Annotated in this window: 21 protein-coding genes, 1 tRNA gene and 1 pseudogene; 7 read left to right on the plus strand and 16 right to left on the minus strand. The window is 62.4% G+C overall.

Annotation, left to right across the window (positions count from 1 at the left end; translation table 11 throughout):
- Positions 1-1656, plus strand: a complete 1656-nt coding sequence (locus DQG19_RS13080) for a M28 family metallopeptidase (RefSeq protein WP_116126708.1) — start codon at positions 1-3, stop codon at positions 1654-1656.
- A 131-nt stretch (positions 1657-1787) separates the two neighbouring features.
- Here DQG19_RS13080 and DQG19_RS13085 read toward each other — a convergent pair whose 3' ends face one another.
- Both DQG19_RS13085 and DQG19_RS13090 read right to left on the minus strand, forming a co-directional pair.
- Positions 1788-2936, minus strand: coding sequence for a fasciclin domain-containing protein (locus DQG19_RS13085; RefSeq protein WP_116126709.1), 1149 nt, complete (start codon positions 2934-2936; stop codon positions 1788-1790).
- Between the two features lie 165 nt (positions 2937-3101).
- Positions 3102-4409, minus strand: a complete 1308-nt coding sequence (locus tag DQG19_RS13090) for an NAD(P)/FAD-dependent oxidoreductase (RefSeq protein WP_116126710.1) — start codon at positions 4407-4409, stop codon at positions 3102-3104.
- A 163-nt stretch (positions 4410-4572) separates the two neighbouring features.
- On the opposite strand from DQG19_RS13090, the gene DQG19_RS13095 reads away from it, so the two are divergent.
- Positions 4573-4929 (plus strand): STAS/SEC14 domain-containing protein, encoded by a 357-nt coding sequence (locus tag DQG19_RS13095; RefSeq protein WP_116126711.1) that lies wholly within the window; start codon positions 4573-4575, stop codon positions 4927-4929.
- Between the two features lie 26 nt (positions 4930-4955).
- On the opposite strand, the gene DQG19_RS13100 is transcribed toward DQG19_RS13095, so the two are convergent.
- Positions 4956-5747 (minus strand): geranylgeranylglyceryl/heptaprenylglyceryl phosphate synthase, encoded by a 792-nt coding sequence (locus DQG19_RS13100; protein WP_116126712.1) that lies wholly within the window; start codon positions 5745-5747, stop codon positions 4956-4958.
- A 78-nt stretch (positions 5748-5825) separates the two neighbouring features.
- Positions 5826-5910, minus strand: a tRNA-Leu gene (locus DQG19_RS13105).
- 200 nt (positions 5911-6110) lie between these two features.
- On the opposite strand from DQG19_RS13105, the gene DQG19_RS13110 reads away from it, so the two are divergent.
- Positions 6111-6740, plus strand: a complete 630-nt coding sequence (locus DQG19_RS13110; RefSeq protein WP_116126840.1) for an NAD(P)H-dependent oxidoreductase — start codon at positions 6111-6113, stop codon at positions 6738-6740.
- Positions 6741-7301: 561 nt separating this feature from the next.
- On the opposite strand, the gene DQG19_RS13115 is transcribed toward DQG19_RS13110, so the two are convergent.
- The 8 genes and pseudogenes from DQG19_RS13115 to proB form a co-directional block, all read right to left on the minus strand.
- Positions 7302-8351 (minus strand): isoaspartyl peptidase/L-asparaginase family protein, encoded by a 1050-nt coding sequence (locus tag DQG19_RS13115; RefSeq protein WP_116126713.1) that lies wholly within the window; start codon positions 8349-8351, stop codon positions 7302-7304.
- Positions 8352-8409: 58 nt separating this feature from the next.
- Positions 8410-8562, minus strand: a complete 153-nt coding sequence (locus DQG19_RS20915; RefSeq protein ID WP_157974492.1) for a hypothetical protein — start codon at positions 8560-8562, stop codon at positions 8410-8412.
- Positions 8559-9131 (minus strand): annotated as a pseudogene (locus tag DQG19_RS21370) (bacteriorhodopsin). Before DQG19_RS21370 ends, DQG19_RS20915 begins: the two are co-directional and overlap by 4 nt.
- Before the next feature lie 213 nt (positions 9132-9344).
- Entirely contained in the window at positions 9345-9737 is a 393-nt protein-coding gene (locus tag DQG19_RS13130) for a hypothetical protein (protein WP_116126716.1), read from the minus strand.
- Positions 9738-9892: 155 nt separating this feature from the next.
- Positions 9893-10666, minus strand: coding sequence for an ABC transporter ATP-binding protein (locus tag DQG19_RS13135; protein ID WP_116126717.1), 774 nt, complete (start codon positions 10664-10666; stop codon positions 9893-9895).
- An 11-nt stretch (positions 10667-10677) separates the two neighbouring features.
- On the minus strand, positions 10678-11424 hold the full coding sequence (locus tag DQG19_RS13140; RefSeq protein WP_232826519.1) for an MlaE family ABC transporter permease: 747 nt from the start codon (positions 11422-11424) through the stop codon (positions 10678-10680).
- A gap of 59 nt (positions 11425-11483) precedes the next feature.
- Positions 11484-12974 (minus strand): right-handed parallel beta-helix repeat-containing protein, encoded by a 1491-nt coding sequence (locus DQG19_RS13145; RefSeq protein ID WP_116126718.1) that lies wholly within the window; start codon positions 12972-12974, stop codon positions 11484-11486.
- Between the two features lie 30 nt (positions 12975-13004).
- Positions 13005-13790, minus strand: coding sequence for a glutamate 5-kinase (proB, locus tag DQG19_RS13150; RefSeq protein ID WP_116126719.1), 786 nt, complete (start codon positions 13788-13790; stop codon positions 13005-13007).
- Between the two features lie 105 nt (positions 13791-13895).
- Here proB and DQG19_RS13155 point away from each other — a divergent pair, with 105 nt between their 5' ends.
- Together DQG19_RS13155 and DQG19_RS13160 are read left to right on the plus strand one after the other, a co-directional pair.
- Positions 13896-15200 (plus strand): polysaccharide deacetylase family protein, encoded by a 1305-nt coding sequence (locus DQG19_RS13155; protein ID WP_116126720.1) that lies wholly within the window; start codon positions 13896-13898, stop codon positions 15198-15200.
- Positions 15201-15232: 32 nt separating this feature from the next.
- On the plus strand, positions 15233-16687 hold the full coding sequence (locus DQG19_RS13160; RefSeq protein WP_116126721.1) for an ArnT family glycosyltransferase: 1455 nt from the start codon (positions 15233-15235) through the stop codon (positions 16685-16687).
- On the opposite strand, the gene DQG19_RS13165 is transcribed toward DQG19_RS13160, so the two are convergent.
- Positions 16635-18068, minus strand: a complete 1434-nt coding sequence (locus tag DQG19_RS13165; RefSeq protein ID WP_116126722.1) for an ArnT family glycosyltransferase — start codon at positions 18066-18068, stop codon at positions 16635-16637. The two genes, DQG19_RS13160 and DQG19_RS13165, sit on opposite strands and share 53 nt — an antisense overlap.
- A gap of 74 nt (positions 18069-18142) precedes the next feature.
- Here DQG19_RS13165 and DQG19_RS13170 point away from each other — a divergent pair, with 74 nt between their 5' ends.
- Entirely contained in the window at positions 18143-19609 is a 1467-nt protein-coding gene (locus tag DQG19_RS13170) for a hypothetical protein (RefSeq protein WP_116126723.1), read from the plus strand.
- On the opposite strand, the gene DQG19_RS13175 is transcribed toward DQG19_RS13170, so the two are convergent.
- Both DQG19_RS13175 and DQG19_RS13180 read right to left on the minus strand, forming a co-directional pair.
- Positions 19599-20303: a hypothetical protein gene (locus DQG19_RS13175; protein ID WP_116126724.1), complete on the minus strand. Its 705-nt coding sequence runs from the start codon at positions 20301-20303 to the stop codon at positions 19599-19601. The genes DQG19_RS13170 and DQG19_RS13175 overlap by 11 nt on opposite strands.
- A 10-nt stretch (positions 20304-20313) precedes the next feature.
- Entirely contained in the window at positions 20314-21774 is a 1461-nt protein-coding gene (locus DQG19_RS13180; protein ID WP_116126725.1) for a formylglycine-generating enzyme family protein, read from the minus strand.
- A gap of 746 nt (positions 21775-22520) precedes the next feature.
- Between DQG19_RS13180 and aspS the strand changes: the two genes are divergently transcribed.
- The gene (gene aspS, locus DQG19_RS13185) at positions 22521-24311 is read left to right on the plus strand and encodes an aspartate--tRNA ligase (protein ID WP_116126726.1); all 1791 of its coding nucleotides are present in this window, start codon (positions 22521-22523) and stop codon (positions 24309-24311) included.
- Between the two features lie 736 nt (positions 24312-25047).
- Here aspS and DQG19_RS13190 read toward each other — a convergent pair.
- Positions 25048-25539, minus strand: a complete 492-nt coding sequence (locus DQG19_RS13190) for a hypothetical protein (RefSeq protein ID WP_116126727.1) — start codon at positions 25537-25539, stop codon at positions 25048-25050.
- Positions 25540-26406: the final 867 nt, after the last annotated feature.

Raw genomic sequence — 26406 nt, forward strand, 5'->3', positions numbered from 1 at the left:
ATGCTCCCCACCCCCACCCCCACCCCTACCCTGCCGCTCTTTCTCTTCGTCGCCCTGCTGTTTGCCGGCTGCCAGGCAGATACCGCCCCCGGAGCGGCCACCGCACCCGCGGCCGCGCCCGTTGATTCCGCCACCATCGACCGCCACCTCACCGAGCTGGCCAGCGACCGCTACGGCGGGCGGCTGCCCTTCTCCCCCGGCGAGGCCCTGACCCTTGACTACCTCGAAGCCCAGCTGAAGGCCCTCGGCCTCGCCCCCGGCAACGGAACGAGCTACCGACAGGAGGTGCCGATGGTAGAGATCACCGGCCACCCCGACGAAACGATCACTCTGGACCTGCCCGGCGGCGAAGTAGACTGGACGCTGGGTACCGACTACATCACCTTCAGCGAGCGCGCGGAGGAACGGACGGCCGTGGAAAACGCCGAGGTGGTCTTTGCCGGCTTCGGGATCGTGGCCCCGGAGTACGGGTGGGATGACTACGCAGGACTGGACGTGGCGGGCAAGACCGTCGTGGTGATGGTCAACGACCCCGGCTATTACCTGGAAGACAGCACCCTGTTCAACGGCAGCACGATGACGTACTACGGCCGCTACACCTACAAATTCGAGGAGGCGGCCCGGCAGGGCGCCGCAGCCTGCTTGGTGATCCACGAGACCGGCGCGGCCGGCTACCCCTGGTTCGTGGTGCAAAGTAGCTGGACCGGTGCCCGCCTCGGCCTGGCGGACGACGCCCAGCCCAAGGTCGACGTGGCCGGCTGGATCACCCTTGACGCGGCACGGAAACTTTTCACCCATTCCGGCGTGGAGAACGTGCGGTGGTTCGAAGCGGCGGCCAGCCCCGATTTCGATCCCATCCCGCTGAATACCACGCTGACCACCGCCGTACGCAACGACCTGCGCTTCGATAAAAGCTACAACATCATCGCCGAGTTGCCCGGCCGCGAACGCCCCGACGAGCACGTGATCTATACCGCCCACTGGGACCACATCGGTACCGGCCCGGCCGTCGACGGCGACAGCATCTACAACGGTGCCCTGGACAACGCCAGCGGCGTGGCTCAGCTACTGGCGATGGCCGAGGCGCTGACCCAGCTCGAGGAACGGCCGGAGCGATCCATTGATTTCCTGTTCGTCACGGCCGAGGAGCAGGGGCTGTGGGGCAGCGCCTACTATGTCAACAACCCGATCTTCCCCCTGAGCAAGACCGTCGCCAACATCAACATCGACGGCGTCAACCCCATTGGCCCCGCCGCCGACCTGACCATCACCGGCATGGGCCACAGCGAGATGGACGACATCGCCACCGCGGCGGCCGAACGGCAGGGGCGCTATGTACAGGGTGGCCAGGAGCCGGAAAAGGGCTACTTCTACCGCAGCGACCACTTCAACTTCGCCAAAAAGGGCGTACCCGTCCTCTACGCCGACGGCGGCTACGAACACCAGACGCTGGGCAAGGAATACGCCCAACAACAGAAGGACGACTTCGTCGCCACCCGCTACCACCAGCCGGCCGACGAGTACACCTCCGGTGCCTGGCCCCTCGGCGGTGCCGTCCAGGACGCGGAGCTGATGCTCGACATCGGCCTGCAGCTGGCCAACTCCGAGCGGTGGCCCAAGTGGCGTACTTCCTCCGAATTCTACGCCGAGCGGTAACCCGCTGCCCCAGTAAAATGCTGCCTCCGGCAGCGCAATAGAATGCTGCCTCCGGCAGCGGCCTCCCCCAAACCAAAAGCGCCACCCCCGACCAGGTCGGAGGTGGCGCCTTCAATTAGTAGAAACGGCGGTTACCGCTGCACCATGATCTTCCGTTGGATCACGCCTTCCGAGGCACGGATTTCCAGCAGGTAGGCACCGGCGGGCAGGCGACCCAATTGCAGGGGCTCGCGGTCGCTGCTGGCCCGGCGGGTCAGTACGGTACGGCCGTTGAAGTCACGCAGGGTCAGCGTCGTGTTGTTCAATATGGAGTACGGCAGGTTGACGGTCACCAGGCTGGTGGCCGGGTTCGGGGCAATGCTCACTTCGCTGGCGAAGGCCGGCTCGCGGGTGCTGGTCAGGGAAGGCGGGATCAGGACGCCGTCGATCACGTGCACAACGCCGTTGTCGGCCATCATGTCGGGCATGCTGACGTAGTAGTCGTTGACGAAAACGGAGTCGTTACTCACGGTCACCATCAGATCCTCTCCCTGTACTGTGGTGACGGTCATGCCGTCCATCAGGTCGCCGGAGTAGATAGCACCGGGTACCACGTGGTACTGCAGGATAGTGGCGAGGTCTCCGGAGGGATTTGCCAGCAGCGCATTGAGTTGGTCTTCGGGCAGTGCCATCAGGGCTCCATCGTTGGGAGCGAAGACGGTGTAGGGGCCGGCCATCGATAGTACGGGGCCGATACCGGCGGCCGTGATCGCGTCGGAGAGCATGCTCAGGGTGTCGGTTTCCATGATCACCATGCCGATGTCGCCAGCGGGCGGCATGAGTACGGCGTCAATCACGTGTACCGTACCGTTGGTGGCTTCCAGGTCGGTCATGGTCACCAGGGCACCGTTGATCATGACCATTTCACCGATAACGCGGACGTAGAGGCTGTCCTGGTTATTCAGCGTAGGCAGGGTCATGTTGTCCATGAGGTCAGCGGCCATGGTGTCACCCGGGACGACGTGGTACTGCAGGATAGCGATGAGGCTATCGCGGTTGTCTTCGTCCAGCAGGTATTCCAGCGCGCCGTCGGGCAGGGCGTCGAAGGCCGCGTCGGTGGGCGCGAAGACCGTGAAGGGACCGGTTCCCGACAGGGTACCGGCGAGTTCGGCGGTAGTGATTGCCGTTTCCAGCGTGGTGTGGTTTTCGCTGTCGGCGATGATCTGGACAACGGTTTGGCCCTGGGCGCCCAGGTGAGCACCGAGTAGCAGAAAGAGGCAAAGGGGTAGAAGTCTGTACATAAAGAATTGATTTAAAGGGGCGGGCAACACGTACCCGTGAGCGATACCCTTTGATCAATTCTTTTTACATTGAGTTTACGAGTATAGTATGTTAGGTATCTGGAACCCCCAAAAAGGTATCCCAACAATCTACATACGCACGATATAGTTTATTCCTATATACGATCAGGAGACCTTTTCACTCCGTAGCTCCTCCTCCAGCGAGGGTTCGAGCACCAGGCGTACGGCGCGGTTGTAGGTAATGTAATTCCCCGTCCAGCTGAGGAAGGTGAATACCCGGTTGCGGAAACCGATCAGGTAAAAGATGTGCACGAAGGCCCAGACGAACCAGGCCGGGATTCCGTTGAAGTGGATATTCTTCGGCAGGTCCGCCACGGCGCGGTTGCGGCCGATGATGGCGAGGTTCCCCTTGTCGAAGTATTCGAAGGCTTCCGGCTGCTTACCCGCGGCGGCGCGGTTCAGGTTTTCGGCCAGCCGCTTGCCCATCTGGATGGCTACCTGCGCCACCCCGGGGTGGCCCTTAGGCCAGGCATCGCTGGTGAGGTAGGCCACGTCGCCGAGGGCGTAGACGTTCTCGTAGCCCGCCACCCGGAGCCGGTCGTCGACTACGTATTGTCCCCTGCGGACGCTGTCGTCCCGCAGGCCGACCACCACCTCACCCGTCACGCCGGCGCCCCAGATCACGGTACCGCTGGCTATCGTACTGCCGTCCTTGAAGGTCGCCGTACGGCCGTCGTAGCCGGTGATGAGCTGGCCGAAGTGCAGCTCGATGCCCATATCCTCCAGGTTGCGGCGGGCATCGTCGCTGGACTTATCGGAGAACGCCGACAGCAGCTGGTCGCCGCCCTCCACCAGCACGAAGCGGAGGCGGTCGATGGGGGTGTCCGGGTAATCCTTGGAGAGCACGTGCTTGCGCAGCTCGCTCAGCGCTCCGGCCACCTCGACGCCGGACGGACCGCCGCCGACGATGATGAAGGTCATCAGCCGTTCGCGCTCGGCGGGGTCGTCGGTCAGGTCGGCCCGCTCCAGGGTCTGGAAAATGTGGTTGCGCAGCCTGCGGGCGTCGGGCACGGTCTTGAGGGGAAAGGCGTGGTGCTCGATGCTGTCGTTGCCGAAGAAGTTGGCGCGGGTGCCGGTGGCCAGTACGAGGTGATCGTAGCGGATGGTGCCCGCCTCGGTGCTGACGTGGCCGGCCGCCGGGTCGATGCCGTGGACCACGAGCATACGGAAGTGAAAATCCTGCTTACTGCGGAAGGTCTTGCGCAGGGGGCCGCAGATGTCGGGCGCCTCCAGCCCGGCGGTGGCTACCTGGTACAGCAGCGGGGCGAAGGTGTGGTAGTTGTGGCGGTCGAGGAGCACCACCTGATAATTGTCGGTGTCGAGCTTATTCACGAAGTTGAGCCCGGCGAACCCGCCGCCGATCACCACGACGCGGGCTTTGTTTTTGGGGTCAGGCAGGTTCAGCGCATCCATAGCAATCGGAGTAGGTACACGGTAAAACAAGTAGACGCGCACGCAGGTGCGAAGTTTTCCCGGGCGGGTCCGGATCGTGCCATATTATCCCGCCCGCCCGCGCGACCTCGCACACGCGGCGAAGCGGTTCCGTTACCCGTACACACCCCTTAATCCGCCCCCCATGGTACACATCACAGAAGAACCCGGCACCAACATCCTCTACACCACCGCCGTCGGCGAACTCGACCACGACGACTACGACCGCCTGCTGCCCGTCGCCCAGAAGATCATCCAGCGGGAAGGCGACATCCGCTGGTACTTTGAGATGGAAGACTTCGACGGCTGGACCGCCGGTACCGCTTGGCGCGACCTCAAGTTCGACGTCAGGCACCTGGGCGACTTCGAGAAAGTAGCCGTAGTCGGGCAGAAAGAATGGATGGAGTGGGCCACCGCCTTTATGAAACCCTTCGCCGAAGACACCGTCAAGTACTTCACGCTGGAGCAGCAGGCCGACGCCCGCGAGTGGGTGCGGGCCTAGGCTTCGGCCTACCCTACCGGCGACGCTTACTGTTCCGGGGTAGGTAAGCTGCGGCTGGAAAGCAGGCGGGCCGGCACCGGCGTGGTGGTCCCGTGTACCGTCTCGGCGAGGGCGGGCAGCCAGCCGGCATCCTTTTCCAGGCCGTTGCCGACGACGATCAGGTCGGCGCCGGCATCGAGGGCGTGGCGGGCGCACTCCTGGGTACGGATACCGCCGCCCACCACGAGCGGCAGGTCGATCTCGGCCCGTACGGCGCGGATGGTGGCCGGGGATACGGCATTGAGGGCCCCGCTCCCGGCGTCGAGGTAGATGAGGCGCAGGCCCAGCTGCTCGCCCGCCAGGGCGGTGGCGGCGGCAATGGCGGGCTTATCGGCCGGGATGGGCATAGTGCCGCTCATGTACGATACGGAGGTGGGCTTGCCGCCGTCGATGAGGATGTACCCGGTGGGCACGGTGGGCAGCCCCATCTGCTTGATGCGGCCGGCTACGGTGACGTGGTGTCCGATGAGGAGTTCAGGATTCCGGCCCGAGATGAGCGAAAGCAGCAGGAGGCCGTCGGCCTGCTCGTCCAGCTGGTACACCGAGCCGGGAAACAGCAGTACGGGAACCTCCGTCACCGACTTCAGGTAGCGCAGGTAATAAGCCGACTGCGGCTGGTTGACGAGGCTGCCCCCCCAGAAGAAAAAATCTACGCGCCCCCGGGCCGCCTGCTCGCCCAGGGTGCGCAGGCTGCTGCGGGAAGCCTTGTCCGGATCGACCAGTACGGCCAGCAACTTGCGGCCCGCCTGGCGGGCCCGGGACAGGAGGGGTAGAATCATGCCCCAAAGGTAGGACCGCGACGCGGCAACTAAAAACGACGGCGGCCCCGCTGCCGAAGCAACGGGGCCGCCGTATCGTGCCCAGGACAGGAGTCGAACCTGCACGTCCGCAATGGACACCAGCCCCTCAAGCTGGCGTGTCTACCAATTCCACCACCTGGGCAGGCAGTGCGCGAAGCGGACGCAAAAGTAAGACGAAGGGGTGAGATATACAAAGGGTACACTAATATTTCCCGCCGAAACCCCACATCGGATGTGCGGCACATCGGATGTCCGGGCGCCGCACATCCGATGTGGGGCCGCCCACGCGCCCGCAAAACTATTTGCCCGATCGCGAATTAATGTATGTACAATAATATCCGTATGAACCTGATTGAAAATCTGAAGTGGCGCTACGCCACCAAACGTTTCAACCCCGACCGCAAAGTGGGGGCCGACGACCTCCGCTACCTCAAGGAGGCCGTCAATCTGTCGGCTACCAGTTTCGGGCTCCAGCCCTACCGCGTGATCGTCGTCAGCGACCCCGACGTGCAGGAGCAACTCCGTGCCGCGAGCTACAACCAGCCGCAGCTGACCGAAAGCTCCCACGTATTTGTCTTCTGTGCAATGACCGACATGCCGGCCGCCCACATCGATACGTACGTAGACCGCGCCGCGGAAGTGCAGCAGGTACCGCGCGAGCAACTGAACGACTTCGCCAACTACATGAAGGGCTCCGTAGCCGGCCGCCCCGAGGAGACGATCGAACCCTGGAACAAGCGGCAGGCCTACATCGGCCTCGGAACCCTGCTGGCCGCCGCCGCCGAGCTGAAGATCGACGCCTGCCCCATGGAGGGCTTCGAGGTCGGCGAGTACGACCGCATCCTCGGACTGACCGACCGGGGCCTCACCGCCACCGTCATCGCCCCCGTCGGCTACCGCTCCGAAGAGGACGCCACCCAGCACCGCGCCAAAGTGCGGATGCCGCTGGACGTGATGTTTGAGGAAGTGTAGAACTTACAATTTACCAGCTACTATTTGGCCCGCAGGACTAGTCTCCGCGGGCCATTTTTTTGTGTAACGGAGCCGTACCCGTGTCGACAGGTCCGTGGTACATGAGGAAGTCCGGAAAGTACGATTTACCAGCTACCAAATACCAGCTACCATTTGGCCCGCAGGACTGATGTACGCAGGCCGTTTTTGTTTCTCGTGTAGCGGAGCTGAACCCGCTTTGACAGGGCCGTGGTAGATGAGGAAGTTGGGAAAGTACGATTTACTATCTACCAAGTACCATCTACGATTTGGCCCGCAGGACTGATGTACGCAGGCCGTTTTTGTTTCTCGTGTAGCGATGCTGAACCTGCTTCAACAGGTGCGTGGCAGATTTCAAATGTAAAAATTAAAATTGCTCCCAAACTGGAGCCCTGCGCGAAATAATAACTGGTACTTCGTAAATGGTATATCCTCAGCGTCCTGCGCGAAATAGTAAATAGTACTTGGCACTTCGTAAATGGTACATCCCCAGCGTCTTACGCGCAAATTTTAAATCTGAAATTTTGAATTTTCAATTCAACCCTACTCCTCATAAAACCGAATCTCCCGTTCCCCGCCGGCCTTGAGGTAGCCGCGGTACATGCCCGGGGTATTGAAGGGCATGGCCACGTTGCCCCGGGCGTCCAGCGCGATCAGGCCGCCGGTGCCGCCTTTTTCGACCAGCGTCTGGTGGATCACCGCATCGGCGGCCTCCTGCAGGCTCGAACCGGCGTAGGCCATCCGCGCGTGCACGTCGTAGGCCACGGCGTAGCGGATGAAGAACTCGCCCCAGCCGGTGCAGCTCACACCGCAGGTGGCGTTGTCGGCGTAGGTACCGGCACCGATAATGGGGCTGTCGCCGAGGCGGTTGTATCGCTTGTTGGTCATACCGCCGGTACTGGTGCCCGCGGCGAGGTTGCCGTCCTTGTCCAGGGCCACGCAGCCCACGGTGCCGTGCTTCTTGTCTACGTCGATCTTTTCCTGCTCGACCTTTTCGCCCTCCAGCGCGCGCTGCAGGCTCTGGTAGCGCTCTTCGGTGTAGAAGTAGGAGGGATCGACCACCTCCAATCCCTGGCCGGCGGCGAATTCCTCGGCGCCCTTGCCGGTGAGGAGTACGTGCTCGGACTTTTCCATCACGGCCCGGGCCGCGCTGATGGGGTGCTTGAGGTTGGTCACCCCGCCTACGGCCCCGGCGTTCTGGTCAGCCCCGTTCATGAAGCTGGCGTCGAGCTCGTTGATGCCGGCGTTGGTAAATACGGCCCCCTTACCGGAGTTGAAGTAAGGACTGTCCTCCATCACCCAGATCGTAGCTTCGACGGCGTCGGCCGCGCTGCCCCCTTGTTGCAGCACCTGCTCGCCCGCGTCCATCGCCGCGTTCATGGCGGCGGTAATGGCGGCGGCCCGCTCGTCGGTCATATTTTCCTTCAGGATGGTACCCGCGCCGCCGTGAATGACCAGGGCGTACTCCGGACGCTCCGTGGAGGAGGCGCCGGACGCGGGTGCGGTGGCTTCCGGGGAAGCCGCGGAGGCCTCCTGGCAGGCATACAGGAAGAGGACGAGGCAGAGATTCAGCAGGACGGGCAGCAAGCGCATAGCGGTCGGTTAGGTTACGCACTAAAGGTAGAACCAATCGCCGGAGAATAACAATCTGCTATGCGACGGCGGCCCGTACCTCCTCGCTGGTGCGCGGGTTGGCCGCCCCCTGGTGCAGGTAGTCCGGCAGCGCCCGCAGCTTCGCCAAATTGCAAAAGGAAAATCCGGCCTTGGAAACGATCGGAAGAAGGATGAACAGAACCGAGGTCACTTCAGCCCCGAGGATGCCCGCCCCCGTAACCCCAATGCCCAGACCAGGGGATACAGCAACCACTGGATACTCAGGTAATTTGCTGACGCCCGGTGGGCGGCGGTCAGTTTCGGCCCCTGGATCTTGGCCTGCTGGTAAAGTTCCCGCCACATCAGGCGGTAGACCGCGAGCAACGCCACGCAGCCCGCGATGTACCAGAACTACCTGGTATCGCCGGCGGACAGATCCGCCACCAGCCCCGTCAGGATCATAATCACCTGACTGCCGAGCAGGCCGGCGGTGATGGAGCCCTCCAGCTTCAGGGTATACTTTCCGGTTAGCACCAGGGAAAGCAGGAGCAATAGCGTACTGACCACCCAATCCACGTAGCGGGCGAAGTAAACGGTCTTGCCCCCCACTTCTACCGATCCCTGACCGAGGGTAATGGCTGAGTATACCAGTCCCGACCAAATGACCATGAATGCGTGGATCAGGTAGTTATACTGCGGCGCGCCCTTCGGCTTGCGCGACATGATCAGAATTGCCATCGCACTTCCAGCCATGACGGCTACGTAGGCCCAGCGAATCATAACGTCGAAATCACTCACAGGGTGCTTTATGTTCCCAACCCGGGTTGCAGGAGAAAGCAAACCAAGCAGATAGATGGTCGGGTTTGTCCGTGACGTCACTGGAGGGGGCGGGGAACGCGGGTGCTGGGGTGTGCGGTACCGGGAGGCCGGTACACGGTGGGAAGCGTCGGGTGGATTCCCGCGTTGCTACGTAGCGCTACCCACCGATCCGGTTTACTCCTGCACGACGGTAAAGCTAATGCAGTAGTCCGCCTGGGGGATTTGCGCCGGATCACACGCTCCGGGAAAAACCCCGACGGTATCGATGGAGATCGTGAACCCCCGGTACGCGACATGGGTCATCAAGTCGGGGCTACCGCCGGACAAGCGATCCGCAACGAAGCGTTTACCCTCCGCGTCATCCAGTTCGGCAACCAGGTTGCCCTCCCAGACACAGTTTGCGTTGCAGGGGCAGTAGCCGTTGTCAACGCGGCTCAGCGTCAACTGGTGGCCGTCGGGCAGCGTCAGAGGCTCTCCGACGGCGATGCAATCCGAAAGCTCAGGAGCATACACGTCCCGCTGACAGCCGGCGAGCAACAAAATGGAAAGGAGGATGGCGTACCGCACGGTTGATCTTTACCCGCAAGACGTCGGAGTCAGCGGACTACGTTGGCTGAACAGCTAAATAAACGAAAGCACCTCCAGAAGCATAAGTCCCGTGCAGGCATCAGAGATAAGTGGACGACCCGACGATCGTACTACACTACTACCCGACTACCGTACTACTCAGCGTGCCGAGTCTTAAGCGCATCCTCCCGCAGCCGCCGCAGGAACGGACTGGCGAAGATGAAGTCCTGGAGCACCTCGCTGTCGCTTTCCAGCACTTCGTTCTTGTTGCCCTGCCAGGCGAGGTTGCCGTCCTTGAGCAGGACGATGTTGTCGCCGATGCCCATGACGGAGTTCATGTCGTGGGTATTGATGACGGTGGTGATGTTGTTGCGGTTGGTGAGGTCGCAGATAAGCTCGTCGATGAGGATCGAGGTCTTGGGGTCGAGACCGGAGTTCGGCTCGTCGCAGAACAGGTACTTCGGCTCCAGCACCATGGCGCGGGCGATGCCGACGCGCTTCTGCATGCCGCCGGACACCTCGGAGGGGAAGCGGTCGTTGATGCCTTCCATGTTGACCATCTCGAGGCACTCGTTGACCCGCTTTTCCTTTTCGCCCATGGTCTTGTTCGTAAACATGTCCATGGGGAAGCGGATATTTTCGCCTACCGACATAGAATCGAAGAGGGCGTTGCCCTGGAACAGCATCCCCACCTTCATGCGCACTTCCCGAAGGGCCTCGTCGTCGAGGGCGAAGAGGTCGGTGTCGTCGTAGTATACCTTGCCCGAGGTGGGCTCGAAGAGGCCGATCAACAGCTTCAGCAGGACCGTCTTACCCGCTCCCGAACTGCCGATGATCAGGTTGGGCTTACCGGCGTAGAATTCCGTGGTGACCCCCTTGAGCACGTCGTTGTCCCCGAAGGACTTGATGATATTATCCGTACGGATCATGGTAGCGGGATTTAGGTAAGGACGAGGGCGATAAGGAAGTCGAACACCAGGATCATCACGTCGCTCACCACCACCGCGCTCGTGCTGGCCTCACCGAGCTCGATACTGCCGCCCTTGACGTAGTAGCCGAAGTAACAGCTCACGCTGGTCAGCAGAAAAGCGAATACGGCCGCCTTGACGAACATCATGAAAACGTAGCGCGGCACGAAGAAGGACCGCAGTCCCAGGACATACTCGGTGTGGGAGATCGTCCCCGGCACCACCGTACTCAGGTACCCGCCGATGATACTCACGAAAGCGGAGATCGCCACCAGCATGGGGATGACGACTACCGCCGCGATGATCTTTGGCATGATGAGGTAGGCAGCGGTGTTCACGCCCATGATCTCCATGGCGTCGATGTGCTCCTTCTGCCGCATCCCGCCGATCTCGGCCGCGAGGTTGGAGCCGACCTTGCCGGCCAACACCAGGCAGGTGATGGTGGGCGCCATCTCGATGATGGTGATGTCGCGCACGATGTAGCCGATGTAGTACGACGGTACGAAACTGTCGCCGAGCTGGTCGGCAAACTGCACGGCGGTCACCATGCCGATGAAGACGGAGATCAGGAGCACGATGAACACGGAACCCACGCCGATGGCATCCATCTGGCGCATGGTCTCCTTGTAGTACATCGAGAATTTCTCCGGGCGCGAGACGGAATCACGTAAGAGATTTACGTACCGGCCCAGGTTGTAAAGCATGTTGTCAACGACCATCTATGCTGCGGGGGGATTGGGGTTCGAGGTGTAACGCTGACTGCCGGGGATTGGTTGGGTCATCCTTCCGGCTGCCATTCCAGGGCTCCGGCGTCGGGAGATTCGGTATCGCGGGCGTTGCCCGCCAGGTCGTCCGGCAGTTCGGGCAGGAATACCCCCAGGTCGCGGGCTACGCTCAGGCTGTCGGGGCGGTAGTCGTCTTCGCTAACCGAAACGAACAGGGGATCGCTGAACTGAAGGTTATAGCAGTTCCCGCAGTTTTCGGTGTAAAAATCCGTCCAGGCACCCCCGTTGCTCGCCAGGAACTCGTCGTCGGTCCGCACCACGGAGTTTTCGATGCGCAACTGGAAGAAGGCCGGATCGCTCCCCTCGAAGGCGTCGGCCAGCGAGAGCTCGCTGCTCCGGGAACCGGCGATGATACTGTTGCGCACCGTGCCGGCGAAGGGGGCGGCGAAGCATTCGTCATTTTCGTCGCAGGCGAAGTTCTGTACCAAAAGGGCCGAGGCATCCACGCCGTAGTTGGCCAAAGTCACCTGGTCCAGGAGGAGATTGCCGCCCTTCACGACCTGGATGGTGTTGCTGAAGTTGGAGTGAAACAGGCTGTTGCGGATGGTGATATCCGACTGGTAGCCCGTCACCGCGGGTCCGCTGCTGTTCGTGATCCGGCTGTCGGTGATGGTCACCTCCGCAAGGCTGTCTACGGTGACGCCCACGATGCTGTTGCGGATCTCGGTAAACTCGATCCGGTTGCCGCGACTGCCCGGCCCGAGGATGAGTCCGCGGTAGCCCCCGGTGGAGTTGGAGAACGATTCCTCCAGGCGGTCGGTGGCCAGCAGGATGGGGTCCTCGAGCGTACCCAGCAGTTCCAGGCGCCCGTCGGGGAGCGTGTAGATAAAGCCGTCGTTGAAGATGCCGTTGCCCCCGATGGCCGGATTCCGCTGGATGCCACCGTGGAAATAGACCCGCGTACCCGCCAGCATGCGCAGGGTGCAGCTGTCGACGAACATGGAGCCGTAAATGACGGTCGGCAGATCAGTGGATAGGGTAAAGGTGCCGTCCTGGCAGATGGGCTGAAAGAGTCCGCCCCGCCGGAAGCCGTTGAGGTAGTTGGCGTTCTGCCCGAAGGCCTCGAGCACGACGGAGGCCGAAGCACTTCCCGTCTCGAACACCAGGCGGTCCTCGGCGATGAAGGGGCTCACCTCCTCGGGCTGGGTGGGGTCGACCTCCACCTCCACGAAGATGTAGATGCTGTCGCGGCCGAAGATCACCACGTCCTCGGCGACGGGGCCGAGCTGCCCATCGGCGTTGAAGGTAAAGTTGACCCCCGAGCCGCCGGCCACGGAGATGCGGTCGATCTTCACCGGATCGGCCGCGTCGTTGTACACCGTAAAGAGGCGGGTGGCACTGCCGCGGGCCGTGAAGACGGTATCGAAGCGGAGCGTATCCGTACCGAACCGCAGTTCAACGGCATCCCCGGTCAGGAAATCCCGGTCCACCTCACAGGCGGTCAGGAGCAGGACCAGAAAACTCAGCAGGTAGAGTAAACGCATGGAGCGGAGAGTAGAGGTGGTAAGAACTGCCTAGGCCTGCGGACTATTGCGCCGCCCGTCCACAAGGGTGCCGGGCCAGGCGCCGCCGGAGAGGGTCTCCAGGATGCCGGGGCGGCGGCCGTTGCCGATCAGTACGGGAATGCCGGCAGCGGCGGTTTCGCGGGCGATGCGCAATTTCGTGGCCATGCCGCCGCGCCCGCCGCTGCTGCGCCGCGCCTGCACCACCCGGTCGCTGCCGGCATCGTCGGGATGCACCCAGGGAATTAGGCGGCTGTCCGGCGCGTCGGGGGGGCCGTCGTAGAGGCCGTCGACGCTGCTCAGGATCACCAGCGCGTCGGCTTGCAGCATACGGGCCACCAGCCCCGCCAGCTCGTCGTTGTCCGTGAACATCAGTTCGGTGACGGCCACCACGTCGTTTTCGTTGACTACGGGTACGATCTCGTCGAGCAGCAGCGCCCGGAAGCAGTTGAGCATGTTGTCGGCGTGGAGGTCGTCGCGGAAGTCACCCTTGGTGGCCAGCACCTGGGCGCAGAGCAGGTCGTGCCCGGCGAAGAAATTGCGGTACAGCTCCATCAGCCGCACCTGCCCGATGGCCGAGTACACCTGCCGGCGGGCGACGGCTTCGTCGTTGTCGCGCCCGGGCAGCAGTTCCTTACCCGCGCCCACCGCTCCGGACGACACCAGGATCAGCTCCACGCCGGAGCGTTTGAGGGCCGCGATCTGGTCGACGAGCGCGCTGATGTTCGTGATGTCGAGCCGCCCGTCGGGGCGCGTGAGGACGTTGGTGCCCACCTTGATTACAAGCCGCTGGTACATGGCGGCGAAGGTAAGGGGCGTGGCGCTGACCTTCCCACCGGCACCGCACCCGCGCTCCGCCGCCCCAAACGCGTACCTTGCGGGGCCAGACCCCTTCGTACGCGCATGCCCTTCCGCCTATTTTCCGTTCTGCTCCTGTTGCTGTGTCCGTGGGGGCCTCTATTCGCTCAGCTGCCGGCGGATACTACCGTCATCGAGCGCTTTAGGGACGGCAAGACCGGCGCAGTGTCCCTCACCTTCGACGACGGCATCATCACCCAGTTTACCGTGGCCCGGCCCATCCTCGACAGCTTGGACCTGCGGGCGACCTTCTACGTCATCACCGGCAAGATCCGCGGGGCCCGCTTGGGCCGCTTCATCGGCCGTAACCGGGAGGACATCGTGCGTGAGGCGATCGACGTACCCACCGATTCCACCAACCTGTTCGAGCGGGCCAGCCTCATCGCCTTCACCGGCACCAGCGAGGCCGTAGACTACCACAGCCGCATCGGGGCCGCCTACGAGGCGGGCCGGCGGCGGGAAGCTTACCGCCTCACCGACGAGGCCTACCGCAAGCTCCTCAACGGCAAGCTCCGCGATACCGACGCGGTGGTCTTCCACGACAACCCGGTCGACACCACCACCTGGGCCGACCTGCGAGCCTACCAGGCCGCCGGCCACGAGATCGCCAGCCACACCGTCACCCACCCGCGACTGGCGGTCCTCGACAGCGCCAACCTGCGCTACGAGCTGGAGCAGAGCCGCGCCGATATCGCCCGTCACCTCGGTCCCGCCGCCACCTTCTCCGCCGAGGGACCCTACGGTACGGAGGACGAGCGCGTTATGCGGTACGCCCACGCCGTCTACCCCGCCCTGCGCAACCGCATGCCCGCCCCCTACTTGGCCGAGCTGAACCGCGGGAGCCGCGCCGCGCCAGGCGCCCAGGAACGCGAGTACGTTCAGTGGCAGCGGGGACCGGTCGACGGGACCTCCCTGCGCCAAATGAAGAACTGGGTCGATACCACGCTGGCCCACGATAACGTGTGGCTGGTGGAGGTCTTCCACGGCGTCGACGACTACGGCTGGGCCGCCCGCCCCGGGGCCGAGCTGCGCACCTACTTCACCTACCTGAAGGAGCAGGAGGACCGCCTCTGGATTGCCCCCTTCGCCACCGTCACGAAGTACATCCGCGCGCGGGAGACGGCCACCCTCACTACCGAACGCAAGGCCGATACCCTCACGGTCACCCTCGCCACCCCGCTGGACACGGTGATGTACGACGAGCCTCTCACCCTCACCACCTACCTCCCCGCGGAGTGGACCGGCGCCCGCCTCGGCGACGCGCGCCTTCCCGGCGGTACCGACGAGCGGGGACGGTACGTCCGCTATGCCCTGCGCCCTGGCGCATCCGGCGACCTGATCCGCGACTAACCGGCCTCGCGATTACCCGATTACCGTAACCGATGCCCAAACGCGCCCTACTGACCCTGATTGCCTTTCTGGCCCTGGCGACGGCAATGCGGTGGGGATCCTTCTTCGTTTCCGTCATCGACCACGACGAGAGCACCTACATCGTTATCGCAGACGAGCTGCTGCGCGGGGAGACGTACTTGCGCGACGTCATCGATACCAAGCCCATCGGGATCTTCTGGATCTACGCCCTGCTCATCCAGCTCACCGGCGGCAGCATCTTCGCCCTGCGGCTGGCGGCCGCCCTCGTGGTGGGCCTGGGGGGCTGGGTGGCCTGCGTCGTCAACCGCCGCGCCACCGGCAGCGACATGGCGGGCTACGTGGCCGGCGTGGTGTACGTGCTCATGACGAGCGTATTTACCTACTACGGCATATCGCCCAATACCGAGATCTTCTTCAATCTCTTCACCCTCGGTGCCCTGGCCATATCGGTGGCCGCGCCCCGCAAGCACTGGGGGTGGGCCGGTATACTCCTGGGTCTGGGATTCCTCATCAAGCCTTTTGTAGCGGCCGAGGCACTGGCCATAGGACTGTACCTGCTGTGGTACTACCGGCAGGCCCCGGTGCGTATGGTTGCCAACGGGCTGCTGCTCACGCTGGCCTTCCTGCTGCCGCTGGCCGGGCTGGTGGCGTACTACCGGCACCTGGGCCTGCCCGATGCCCTCTACTTCTACGGCGTGGAGGTGGCGCTGGCCTACCCCGTGGAGCTGTCCTGGCCACTCCGCCTCAAGTACATGGGCGATTACCTGTTGCGCTACGCGCCCCTCATTCTGCTGGGCGGCTGGGCGCAGGTGCGGGGCCGGTCGGACAGTAAAGAGCGGACCTGGGTTCGCTACCTGCTGCTTCAGGCGGTGCTGGTCAGCATCATGATCCTCCTCACGGGCAAGCGGTTCGGCCACTACCAGATCCAGCTGCACCCGGTGGTGGCCCTGTGGGTCGGGAGCGCGGTAGCCACGGTCTGGACGGACGCCCTGCGCCGGCGGTGGGTGGCGTATGCGGTGGCCGCCGTGGCGGTGGCGATCGGGCTGGCGCACGCGGCCTACTACGCTAAGAAGGACGATGCCCCGCGCCGGACCGCCGCCTGGCTTACCCAGCGGCTGGACCCCGGGGAGACCTTTGTCGGCGTGAACGGCTTCCAGATCGTCTACCACCTTACGGACCGCCCCGTACCCACACCCTACGTGCATTCCTCCCTGCTCTTCGAGCCCACCCACCACCGGGCTTTCCGGATCGACCAGGCGCGGGAGGCCGCCTACATCCTGGCCGACCCCACCGTGCGCTACCTCGTGGCGCGGGCGGGCGACCCCGCGCTGGACTCGCGGGTGGCCAGAACGTTGCTGGAAGCGTTTGAGCCGGTCGGACAGATCGACGCGGAGACGACCGCCTACCGTAGGCTCAGTCCAGGATCACGCCCTCCTGCGCGAACCATACTTCCTTCCGGTCGCTGAAGCGCTCCCGCAGCGGGCTGTCGCAGCGGATGATGAGGTAATCCACCGGCTCATTCAGGGCGGTGGTGTCGAAGAGCAGGGCCGGCTGATTGGCGAGGTAGACATAGTACAGCTCATCGTTGGCCAGCGCGTCCAGCTCCACAAAAATGCGATCCGCCTTTTCCAGGGCGGGCAGGTGACGGGCGATGGCGGGTGCGTCGCGGGGGTTGTCCAACTGGTAGACCCGCCGCACGAGCGTGAAGGCCAGCAGGCCGAGAAATACGTACCGCCCGGCCCGGTACCGCTCGCTGAGGTACTGGAAGCCCCACACCGTGGCGACCCCCACGAAGGGCAGCACCGGTACGATATATTGCTGCAGGGCGTGGGTGGTCACCGAAAGGATCATGGCGTAAGGAAACCACAGACAGAGCGAGAGTAGCAGCAGCGGACGGGCCCGCAGCCAACCCAGCGCGGCGGTGACGCCGATGCGCGACGTGCGGTACAGACCGAAGAGCAGGGCCGCGAAGAAGGTCCAGTTCCAGAGGTTGAACATGATGTCCAGGCTGTACAGGAAGTAGTGGTAGCCCGAAGTCTTGGTCCGCCCCTCGAAGCCGGGCTGGGTAAAGCGCTCGTAGATATCGTGTACGATGAGCCGCTCAAAGACATTGCGGCCCGTATACATGGGATCCTCCCAGGTGGCTCCGTAGAGCTGCACCACCGTGTACCAGAACACCGGAAATACCAGGAACGCCGCGGCCCCGGCCCAGGCCCAGCGGTCGCGTACCACCGTCTGCCACCGCCGCGTGAGCAGCAGAAACAGGAGTAGCCCCGGCACGTAGGCGCCCATCGCAAGTCCCTTGGTCAAAAAGGCGAAGCCCCAGAAAATACCGGTAAACACTACGTCCCGCCGGTAGCCGAAGTGCAGGTACCGCAGCAGGAACAACATACCCGAAAGCAGGAACAGCAGCAGCAGGGCGTCAAAGTCGCCGGTGCGCCCGACGTGCCAGCCGGCCATGCCGCTCACGGAGAGCAGCACCAGGCCGGTGAGCAGCGCAAAACGCGGCGAGCGGTAGAGGGTGATCAGCTGAAACAGTACGTAGAAGGCCAGCGTGATGGCCACCGCCGAGGGGAAACGGAGCGCGAAAGACGTCGGCCCGAAGAGCGCCATGCTGCCGGAGATGCACCAGATCAAGAGGGGGGGCTTGCCGCGGACCTGGTCGGGCTCCCCCATGTAGTGCAGGTTGACCCAGTCGCCGTTGGCCAGCATCTCCAGCGCGTTGATGCCGCCCCGCGACTCGTCGCCCACGTAGTAGGGCTCGGCTCCCAACCGGAAGAACGCGTAGAAAAGCGTGAAGGCAAGCAACAGCGCCAGGGCGGTGCGGCGGGACAGGTCGGGGTTCACGCGGCAAAGGTAGCTTGCCCGACAGGATGATTGGGCAGGCAGGCCCGGCCGGTCGTACCTTGGCGGGCGATTCCATGACCCCTACCCCATCACGCTGGACCCTTCGTGCCCTCTGGGCGCTTCCGGTGGCCCTGATCGCGGCGCTGCTCATCGGCCCGATCCTGCGCGACGGTATGTTCATCGACGGGCTGGTCTACACCAATATCGCCAAGAACCTCTACCAGGGCATGGGCTCCCTGTGGGCACCTACGGTAGACGGGGGCGGGAGCATCTTTTACGGCCATCCCGTACTGCTGCCCTTTCTGGAGTCCGGGTTCTTCCACCTGCTGGGCAATCACCTCTACACCGAGGACGCGTATAACTTCACGGTACTGGCGCTGACGATCCTGCTGCTTTACTTCCTCTGGCGGGAGACGGCGGGAGCCAGTCGCTCCTACCTGTTCTTCTTTCCGTTGCTGTTGTTCGTCCTCAACCAGGAAGTGCAGCTCCGGTACCCGAACACCATGCTGGAGTGTGGCATGACGCTGTTCCTGCTGCTGTTCACCTACCTCTTTCTGCGGTTGCGGCCCGCCCGCCCCCGACTGGCATCGGCCGCCGCGGGGCTGGGCGCCTTCGTCGCGTTTCTGTGTAAGGGTCCGGTGGGCCTGTTTCTACTCGTGCTGCCGGTCGCCCACCGGTGGGCGACCGCGCGGCGCATCAATCCGGCGGACGTATTGCTGCCCGCCCTGACCTTGGGAATCTCCTTCGCCTTCCTGTTCCTTGCTGTACCGGAGGCGCAGGATTTCGTACTCACCTACCTCGACCACCAGGTGGGTCCCGCGCTCGCGGGGCGGGCCACGGAAAACGTGGCGGAATCGCGCTTCGCCATCCTCCTCCACGTGCTCAACGCCAACCTGCCGGGCCTGCTGGTCTGCCTGTTGCTGCTCTTCGTTCCCCGCGAAGCGGCGGACCACCGACGGCGTGCCCTGGCCGCCGTCTTCCTGCTGGTAGGCGCCGCCGCACTGCTGCCGATCATGGTCTCCACCAAGCAGGCTACCTATTACCAGCTTCCTTCCGTGCCCTTCTTTGTGCTCGGCGCATCCCTGCTGCTTACCGACCGGGTGGCGGTACTCGTGCGCCGGATCGGCGAGCGCCCCCGACTGGTCGCCGGACTGGGGGCGGTAACGTTTGCGGGGCTCATCGCGGCGGTGGGGGTAGCCATTTCCATGTACGGGACCACGGACCGGCGCGACCAGCGGGCCTGGACCCAGGCGGCGGCGATCTCGGCGGCGATGGACAGCCTGGGAACCCAGCGCTATGCGTTACGGGTGTACGGCGCCCCGGCGGGTGGCAGCTCGCCGCTGTCGTATACCCTGACCGGCACGCTCAACCGGCGATACGACATCTATGCGGACCGCGGATCGGAGCCGGCCGTCCGCCTGGAATTTGCCTACGACTGGGCCGGGGTGCCGGAGCCCCCCGCGGGTCGGGTGGTGTATACCGACGGCCAGGTGCGACTGGTAGCCCTGCCGCCGCACGGCGGCATCGCCCCTAGCGAATAACGACCTGCCGGCTCAGGCGGCGGCCGTCCTCCCGCACTATCCCGATGACGTAGGTGGCCGCGGGCAACTCGGAGGGTACCCGCACCTCCTGGACGTACGGGGCTCCGAAGACGGCTGCGCTGTGTACTTTCCGCCCCTCCAGGGAAGTCATTTCCAGTACCGCCTGTTCTCCCGTAGCTAGTCCCGTGATCTGCACGACGAGGTCTTTTCCGGCGGTTGGATTGGCGCGTGGCTCCATGCTCCACTCCGGTGTATCGAAGGTCACCTGGTCGAGCTCCGAGTGCCAGGTACTGCCGTCGGCTTCCTCGACACGAAGACGGTAAGTGGCCGTGGCGGCGGCGGGGTGGGAAAGGTGGACGGAATAGGAAACCGCAGGTTTACCGGCGTGGGCCGCGCGCCGCGCGCGGTCCTGGAAGTGCTTACCGTCCAGCGCTTCCTCCACGAAGTAGGCGGCTATGTCTACGGCGTCCCGACTTTCCCAGGCCACGATGATGCCGGTCGGCGTTTCGCAGGCCCGGAAATCAACGATCTCCACGGGCAGGGTGGTAAAGAATGAGATGCCGCTGTCGCTGCCGTCCCCGTCGCCCCCACCGAAGTGGATCGACGGCAGCGTCTGACCGTGCAGGGCCGAGGCGAGAATAAGCCACCCACAACAGCTAAAGAAACGGGGGTGCGTGAGCGTAAGAAAAGTCATAGCAGATAGATTATTGAGCGGTCCGTACGCCGCGGAAACCGACGTAGGGAGATGCGGAGTAAGAAGTAGTGGCCGCGCGGCGGTCGGAGACCCGCAGCGCGGCGGCGGTATCGTCGAAGGACCCGCCCCGTACGCCGAAGGCCGTATTGCCGGTCACCCAGTTCAGCAGCCCCCCCAGACCCAGTGCCGAGAGCAACCCGTCGCCGTGGTTGCCGGTGTATTCGCGGCCCGCCGGGTTATTGACCGTTACCACGAACTCACCGAGGTTACCGGACAGCTCCATAATTCCGTAGTAGCTCGCGCCGCTGGCGGCGCGCGACAGGGACGAAGCGCTTCCGGCAAAGATGCCGTTGCGTAGCGGTCCGGTCATCGGGCGATTGGTATTGCAGAGGGCATTTCCGATCTCGGAAGCCCCGGTGCCCGGGTTGGTAACGTATTCGTTATCGTAACCGGCGGCATCGGCCAGGTAGGCGGTCGAATAGAGGGAAGTACTGCCCCAGGCGTATTCACTCTTTTTTGCCGCCAGTGTTCCGCGGCAGGCTTTCTCGTATTCGAACTCCGTCATCGGCCGCAGCCCGCTCCAGTCGAGGTACGCGGTTACCTGCTCCGCTGACAGCCACGATATGGGTATGGCGGGATACACCGTAGCGGCCACCGCGCCCGCCTGCCAGTACATACCGTTGCGGTACGTAAGCAAGTCACCGACCTGCGCTCCGCTAGCCGACAAACCGACACTGACGCGGACCGACTCCGACAGGGAGTTCAGGTATTCGACGTATTGTGCCTGCGACGTTTCGTACTTCATACAGTAAAAAGCGGCAAAGCCCTTCGGAAAACTGGCCTCGATACTTACCGCCAGGTTACCGTCGAGGGCTGCCCCCCGGTAGGTGAAGTCCGGACTCAGCGAGCCCATGGACACCTCATCCTCCGAAGTGACCCGGTAGGGGCGATCGCTGCCGACTAATCCCCCGTCCACGTAAAAGGAAGACGTCTCCGTGCCCCCCGTACCCAGATCGAATGCCCCCTCCGGCACGTAAACCATCTCGATGGCGAAAACCTGGACGCGTACCACCTCACTGGTAGTAACGCCATCGGCGAGGTAGTCCCAGTCGACCAGCAGGTCATCGTAGAATACGTCTCCGACGCCGGGCGCGGAACGGTGTATGAAAGCGCCGACCGCATCCGGCGTGACAAAGACGGATGCCCCGGACTGCGGCTGAATATCCGCCAGCGTAGCATGGGACCATTCGCCCCCGGACACCTGGTACTTGACGAAAATGTAGGCCGCATCCCAGTTGGCGGGACCGTCGTCGAATCGCCAGGAGTTTTCCCAGCCCACGTCGAATTGAATGGTTCGCGTCGGGACGCTTGCCGGCGCAGGTCGGAGCGCGACGTCGGTTACGGAGATGTTATTGGTAAAGCCAATGGTCAGGGTACCCAGAACCAGCAGGCCAGCTAGCACAATTCTCATGCATTTGTAGTTTGTGTCTCATAGCCGGAAAACTCCGCGCTATCGAAGGCAAATAGATCGCCGGATAAAACCGTAGCGATTCAGTACTTATAAAACCTACTTCCCAGATGGCGGAGTACGTGTACAAACAAATAAAAATTTATTGAATTCCAATTGGCGGATTATTATCGGTTGCACACATGCGTTATGGTATTATATATTTAAAATGGCATCTTCCTTTTGATTACGGTTTGTATTTACATGAATACTTTTTTCAGGCATATTTTAACTACTTCCAATTGGTTTCGAATGCCATTTCCCGGCATATCAAACCGTAGCGCCGGATACGTCCACCTGCGGCGCGTTGTCCGCTACCGGGACGAAAAACCTGCGTTGCCTTCCCAAATTGGCCTTTGAGCACCCGGCGGGCGCCGGTTTCGCAGCTCGGAAGTGTTAATGCCTGTGGTAATTCGTTCCGGGTCGACCCCGGCGTCAGTAGCCGACGATCGGTTTTTGGCTTTGCCGCTCGCCCTCGGGTCGCGAAACAGGTACCACGTAAGCGGCCGGCGGCGGGGCTGCCGGAAGGAGTAATTCTTCCCCCCCCCGGCGGTAGTATCCAGCGTGGACGACCCTTCCCGCGAGATAGGTCACCGACATGCGGAAGGTAGCCTCCCCGCAATCCCGTTGACGGTCAGCACCTCGCACCCGCGGCCCCGCCCCCTGTGCCCGCCAGCGGTTACCTTTGCGCGCCACTAAAATTTACGACCATGTTTCGCACCCACACCTGCGGCGAACTCCGCCTTTCCGACGCCGGCACTACCGTCACCCTGAGTGGCTGGGTACAGGCCGGCCGAGACTTCGGCGGGCTCACCTTCGTCGACCTACGTGACCGCTACGGCATCACCCAGGTAGTATTTGACAGTGACGACGACGCGGCCCTGACCGAGCGGGCCCGCAAACTGGGCCGCGAGTGGGTCGTGCAGGTGAAGGGCACCGTTCGCGAACGCACCAACAAGAACCCCAATCGCCCCACCGGCGACATCGAGATTCTGGCCACCGAGTTCCAGGTACTTAATAAGTCCAAAGTTCCCCCCTTTACTATCGAGGATGAGAGCGACGGCGGCGACGACCTGCGCATGAAGTACCGCTACCTCGACCTGCGCCGCGGTCCCCTGCAGCGTAACCTGATGTTCCGCAGCCAGCTGGCCCTGGCGGTACGCGCCTACCTGGGCGGGCAGGGCTTCATCGAGGTCGAAACCCCTAACCTTATAAAGAGTACGCCGGAGGGCGCGCGCGACTTCGTCGTACCCAGCCGCCTCAACGAGGGGCAGTTCTACGCCCTGCCGCAGAGCCCGCAGACCTTCAAGCAGCTGCTGATGGTGGCCGGGTACGATCGCTACTTCCAGATCGTGAAGTGCTTCCGCGACGAGGACCTCCGCGCCGACCGGCAGCCGGAGTTCACCCAGATCGACTGTGAAATGGCCTTCGTGACCCAGGAGGAGGTGCTAAATACCTTCGAAGGACTGACGCGCCACGTTTTCCAGCAGGTCCTGGAAGTGGACCTCGGCGACTTTCCCCGGATGGCCTACGACGAGGCGATCCGGCGGTTTGGCTCCGACAAGCCCGACCTGCGGTTCGGTATGGAACTCACGGACCTGAACGCCGTGGCCCGGGGCAAGGGCTTCCAGGTATTCGACGCCGCCGAGCTGGTGGCGGGCATCCGGGTACCCGGGAAGGCCGACCTTAGCCGTAAACAGCTCGACGCCCTGACCGACTGGGTAAAGCGCCCGCAGATCGGGGCCAAGGGCCTGGTGTACGTGAAGTGCAACCCCGACGGGACATACAAATCGAGCGTAGATAAATTCTTCGACCAGCAGGCACTCGCCGCCTGGGCGGAGGCCGCTGGTGCGGAGGCCGGCGACCTGCTGCTGGTGCTGTCCGGCGAAGCGGAAAAGACCCGTACGCAGCTCGGCAACCTGCGCCTGCACGTGGCGCGGGAATATGACATGATTCCCGCGGGGGTATTCGCGCCGCTGTGGGTGGTCGACTTCCCGCTGCTGGAGTGGGACGAGGAGAGCAACCGCTTCCACGCCATGCACCACCCCTTTACCAGCCCCAAGCGGGAGGAGGTCGACCGCATGCTCACCGGCGACCACGAAACAATGAAGTCACTGAAGGCCGACGCCTACGACCTCGTCATCAATGGCGCGGAAATCGGTGGCGGCTCGGTCCGGATCTACGACCGTGGACTGCAGGAGAAAAACTTTCAGCTGCTGGGCTTCACGCCCGCGGAGGCGGAGGAACAGTTTGGCTTTCTCATGGGCGCCTTTGAGTACGGCGCACCGCCCCACGCGGGTATCGCCTTCGGGTTCGACCGGCTGTGTGCCGTGATGAACGGGCAGAGCTCCATCCGGGACTTCATCGCCTTCCCGAAGAATAATCAGGGGCGCGACGTCATGATCGATGCCCCGGCCCGTATCGATGCGCAGCAGCTTGACGAACTGAACCTGGAGCTGAGCATACCGGACGCAAGTGTTAAACCCGGGCAAAACGGATAATTTAAGGTGATTTACAGCGGCGCGCCGAACATTCCCGACGTACCTTTGTATTACCGATAGATCGCACGCTGTGATAGCGAATGAATCTGCACTTGCTTTACTATTGTAATTTAGGTTTATAGCCGTACCTCGACCAGAACGTATTACCGATTCACTTCGCGCTCCGCGCTGGCGGGTCATCTTTTGGACTGTTTTCCGGGTACCGGCACGTATTGACACACTGAACAACACAACGCATTGGGTCTCTCCTGCTCCGTATGGATTGCTGTTTGGTGATGTTGCACCCGGGTTTTTACACCCGAAGTGCGGTATCGCCTCGTTGCATTTTGCCCCATTGCCCCGCATTCTTTTTACACGTTATATCATTTAGGCTACATAACACTATGAACGAGTTTTACTGAACAACACAGGCCGGCGAATGCCGGAGACACTAGAGTTTACTATTGAACAACACAGGTTTTGTCTATTCTTTTCGAGTTTTTCAACACAACACTATTCAACGCAAACGAACTCCGCTCCGGGGCGGCCTCTCTGCCGCCCCGCCCTCCCGTCCGACGGTCCCCGACCGTTCAAGGTGAGTCCCCCCCCCCGCCGATTTTGCTTTGCTGAAACACTATGAACAGGGAGTGCCCCCGGGCAACTTCCACGCTAAATAACTACCGTTTTAACATGTGTTTAGTCACCAGCGCCTCGCCCCTCGGGGGTGGGGCGCTTTTTTGTTTGGTGACGGGGGAAGTTACCGGGTACGGCCGACGAGGCGGTACACCGCGCGGAAAGAATCGTCGCGCACGCCATCCTGGTCCTGATCGACCAGCCCGGTCAGCTCAAGCCGCCCATCCTCCAACCGTGGATAATAGGTGTAGGTGATATTCGGCTCGATAATGAAGAGGCTGTCCCCCTGCGCTTTCCAGATCCCGTTGGTGACATTAGCCACTTCGCCCGACCGCATGCGGTGCGTGCGCTTCAGTTTTCCGTCGGCCGAAAAAACCGTGGTTGGAGGATGTACGCCGTACCGGCGCCCCCAGTCCGCTTCCCGGATGGTCTCGACGAACGCCGTATCGCCGCCCATGTAACTCGGATAGCTCACCTCGTAGGTAACGGTTTCCCAGGTACCGACCAGATCTTCGGACAGGGCCGGGGAGGGATCAGCCTGGTCAGGGTCGGTCTCGCCGCAGGCGGCGAGCAGCAGCGCCAAGAATGGGACAAGAACGGACGGCAACTTCTTCATGCCGGCAAATATCCGAAACCCGACGCGGAACCTGTCACGTCGGGGACGGTAGAGAGCCGACACATCCTCCGCCAGACAGTTGTCGTTGTAACAATCCCTATCCGGCATGGCGCTTTAAGCGTCAAGATTCCCGAGTCCGAAGGGTAAAAAGGGGGTGAAATAGAGAAGTTTCAAAAAAATTCCGGGGAGGCTAGAATCCGCGTTATTTACATGTTTAAACACATGAAAAACAAATTATATGGTGCCACATTTATTACATACTGATTCCGTATATCTTACGAAAATACAAATTACATCATTTCCATATCTAATGTAAGTACAATATATTATAAACAGTACAATGTGCTGAAATATCATTTTATCTCGGTATTTTTTACTGAAATCTTGAATCCGGTCGGAATCCCTCACTCGTATATAATAGCGAACAACCGATCACTAACTACTTCACCTTAGTTTTTGGGTCGGTCCTCTTCCGCTTCTATTCGGGGGAGGGCCACTCGACCCGCCGGCGGAAGGCCAACCTGTATAATAGGTTCCTGACGCTGCCGACGCTGCCGGTCAACCCGGTGTTTTCCGCTTGCCGGACCGTCGCGCCTGAATCCCCTGAATGACTAGTTGCATAGTATTTGACCTTTTCCCATTGGAGTCCGGTCCTGTGCCGGCCTACCGGCCAGACCATCCGCGGCCCACGGAAGCATGCTTCCGGAACTGCCGTCACGTGACCGTGACTACGGGATCGAGAGACACATTGACCAAACTTCTACCAGATGGCAAAAAGACTTACGGGAGCGCATTGATGCGCCGGGGCCAGGCCCCTTGATTTTTCTGAAATAGGCTGTTGTGCCGGGGAGTAATGTGTGTGTGAGA

Origin of the sequence: Lewinella sp. IMCC34183 (assembly GCF_003390915.1) — a bacterium.
In the GTDB taxonomy this organism is placed as follows: domain Bacteria; phylum Bacteroidota; class Bacteroidia; order Chitinophagales; family Saprospiraceae; genus Neolewinella.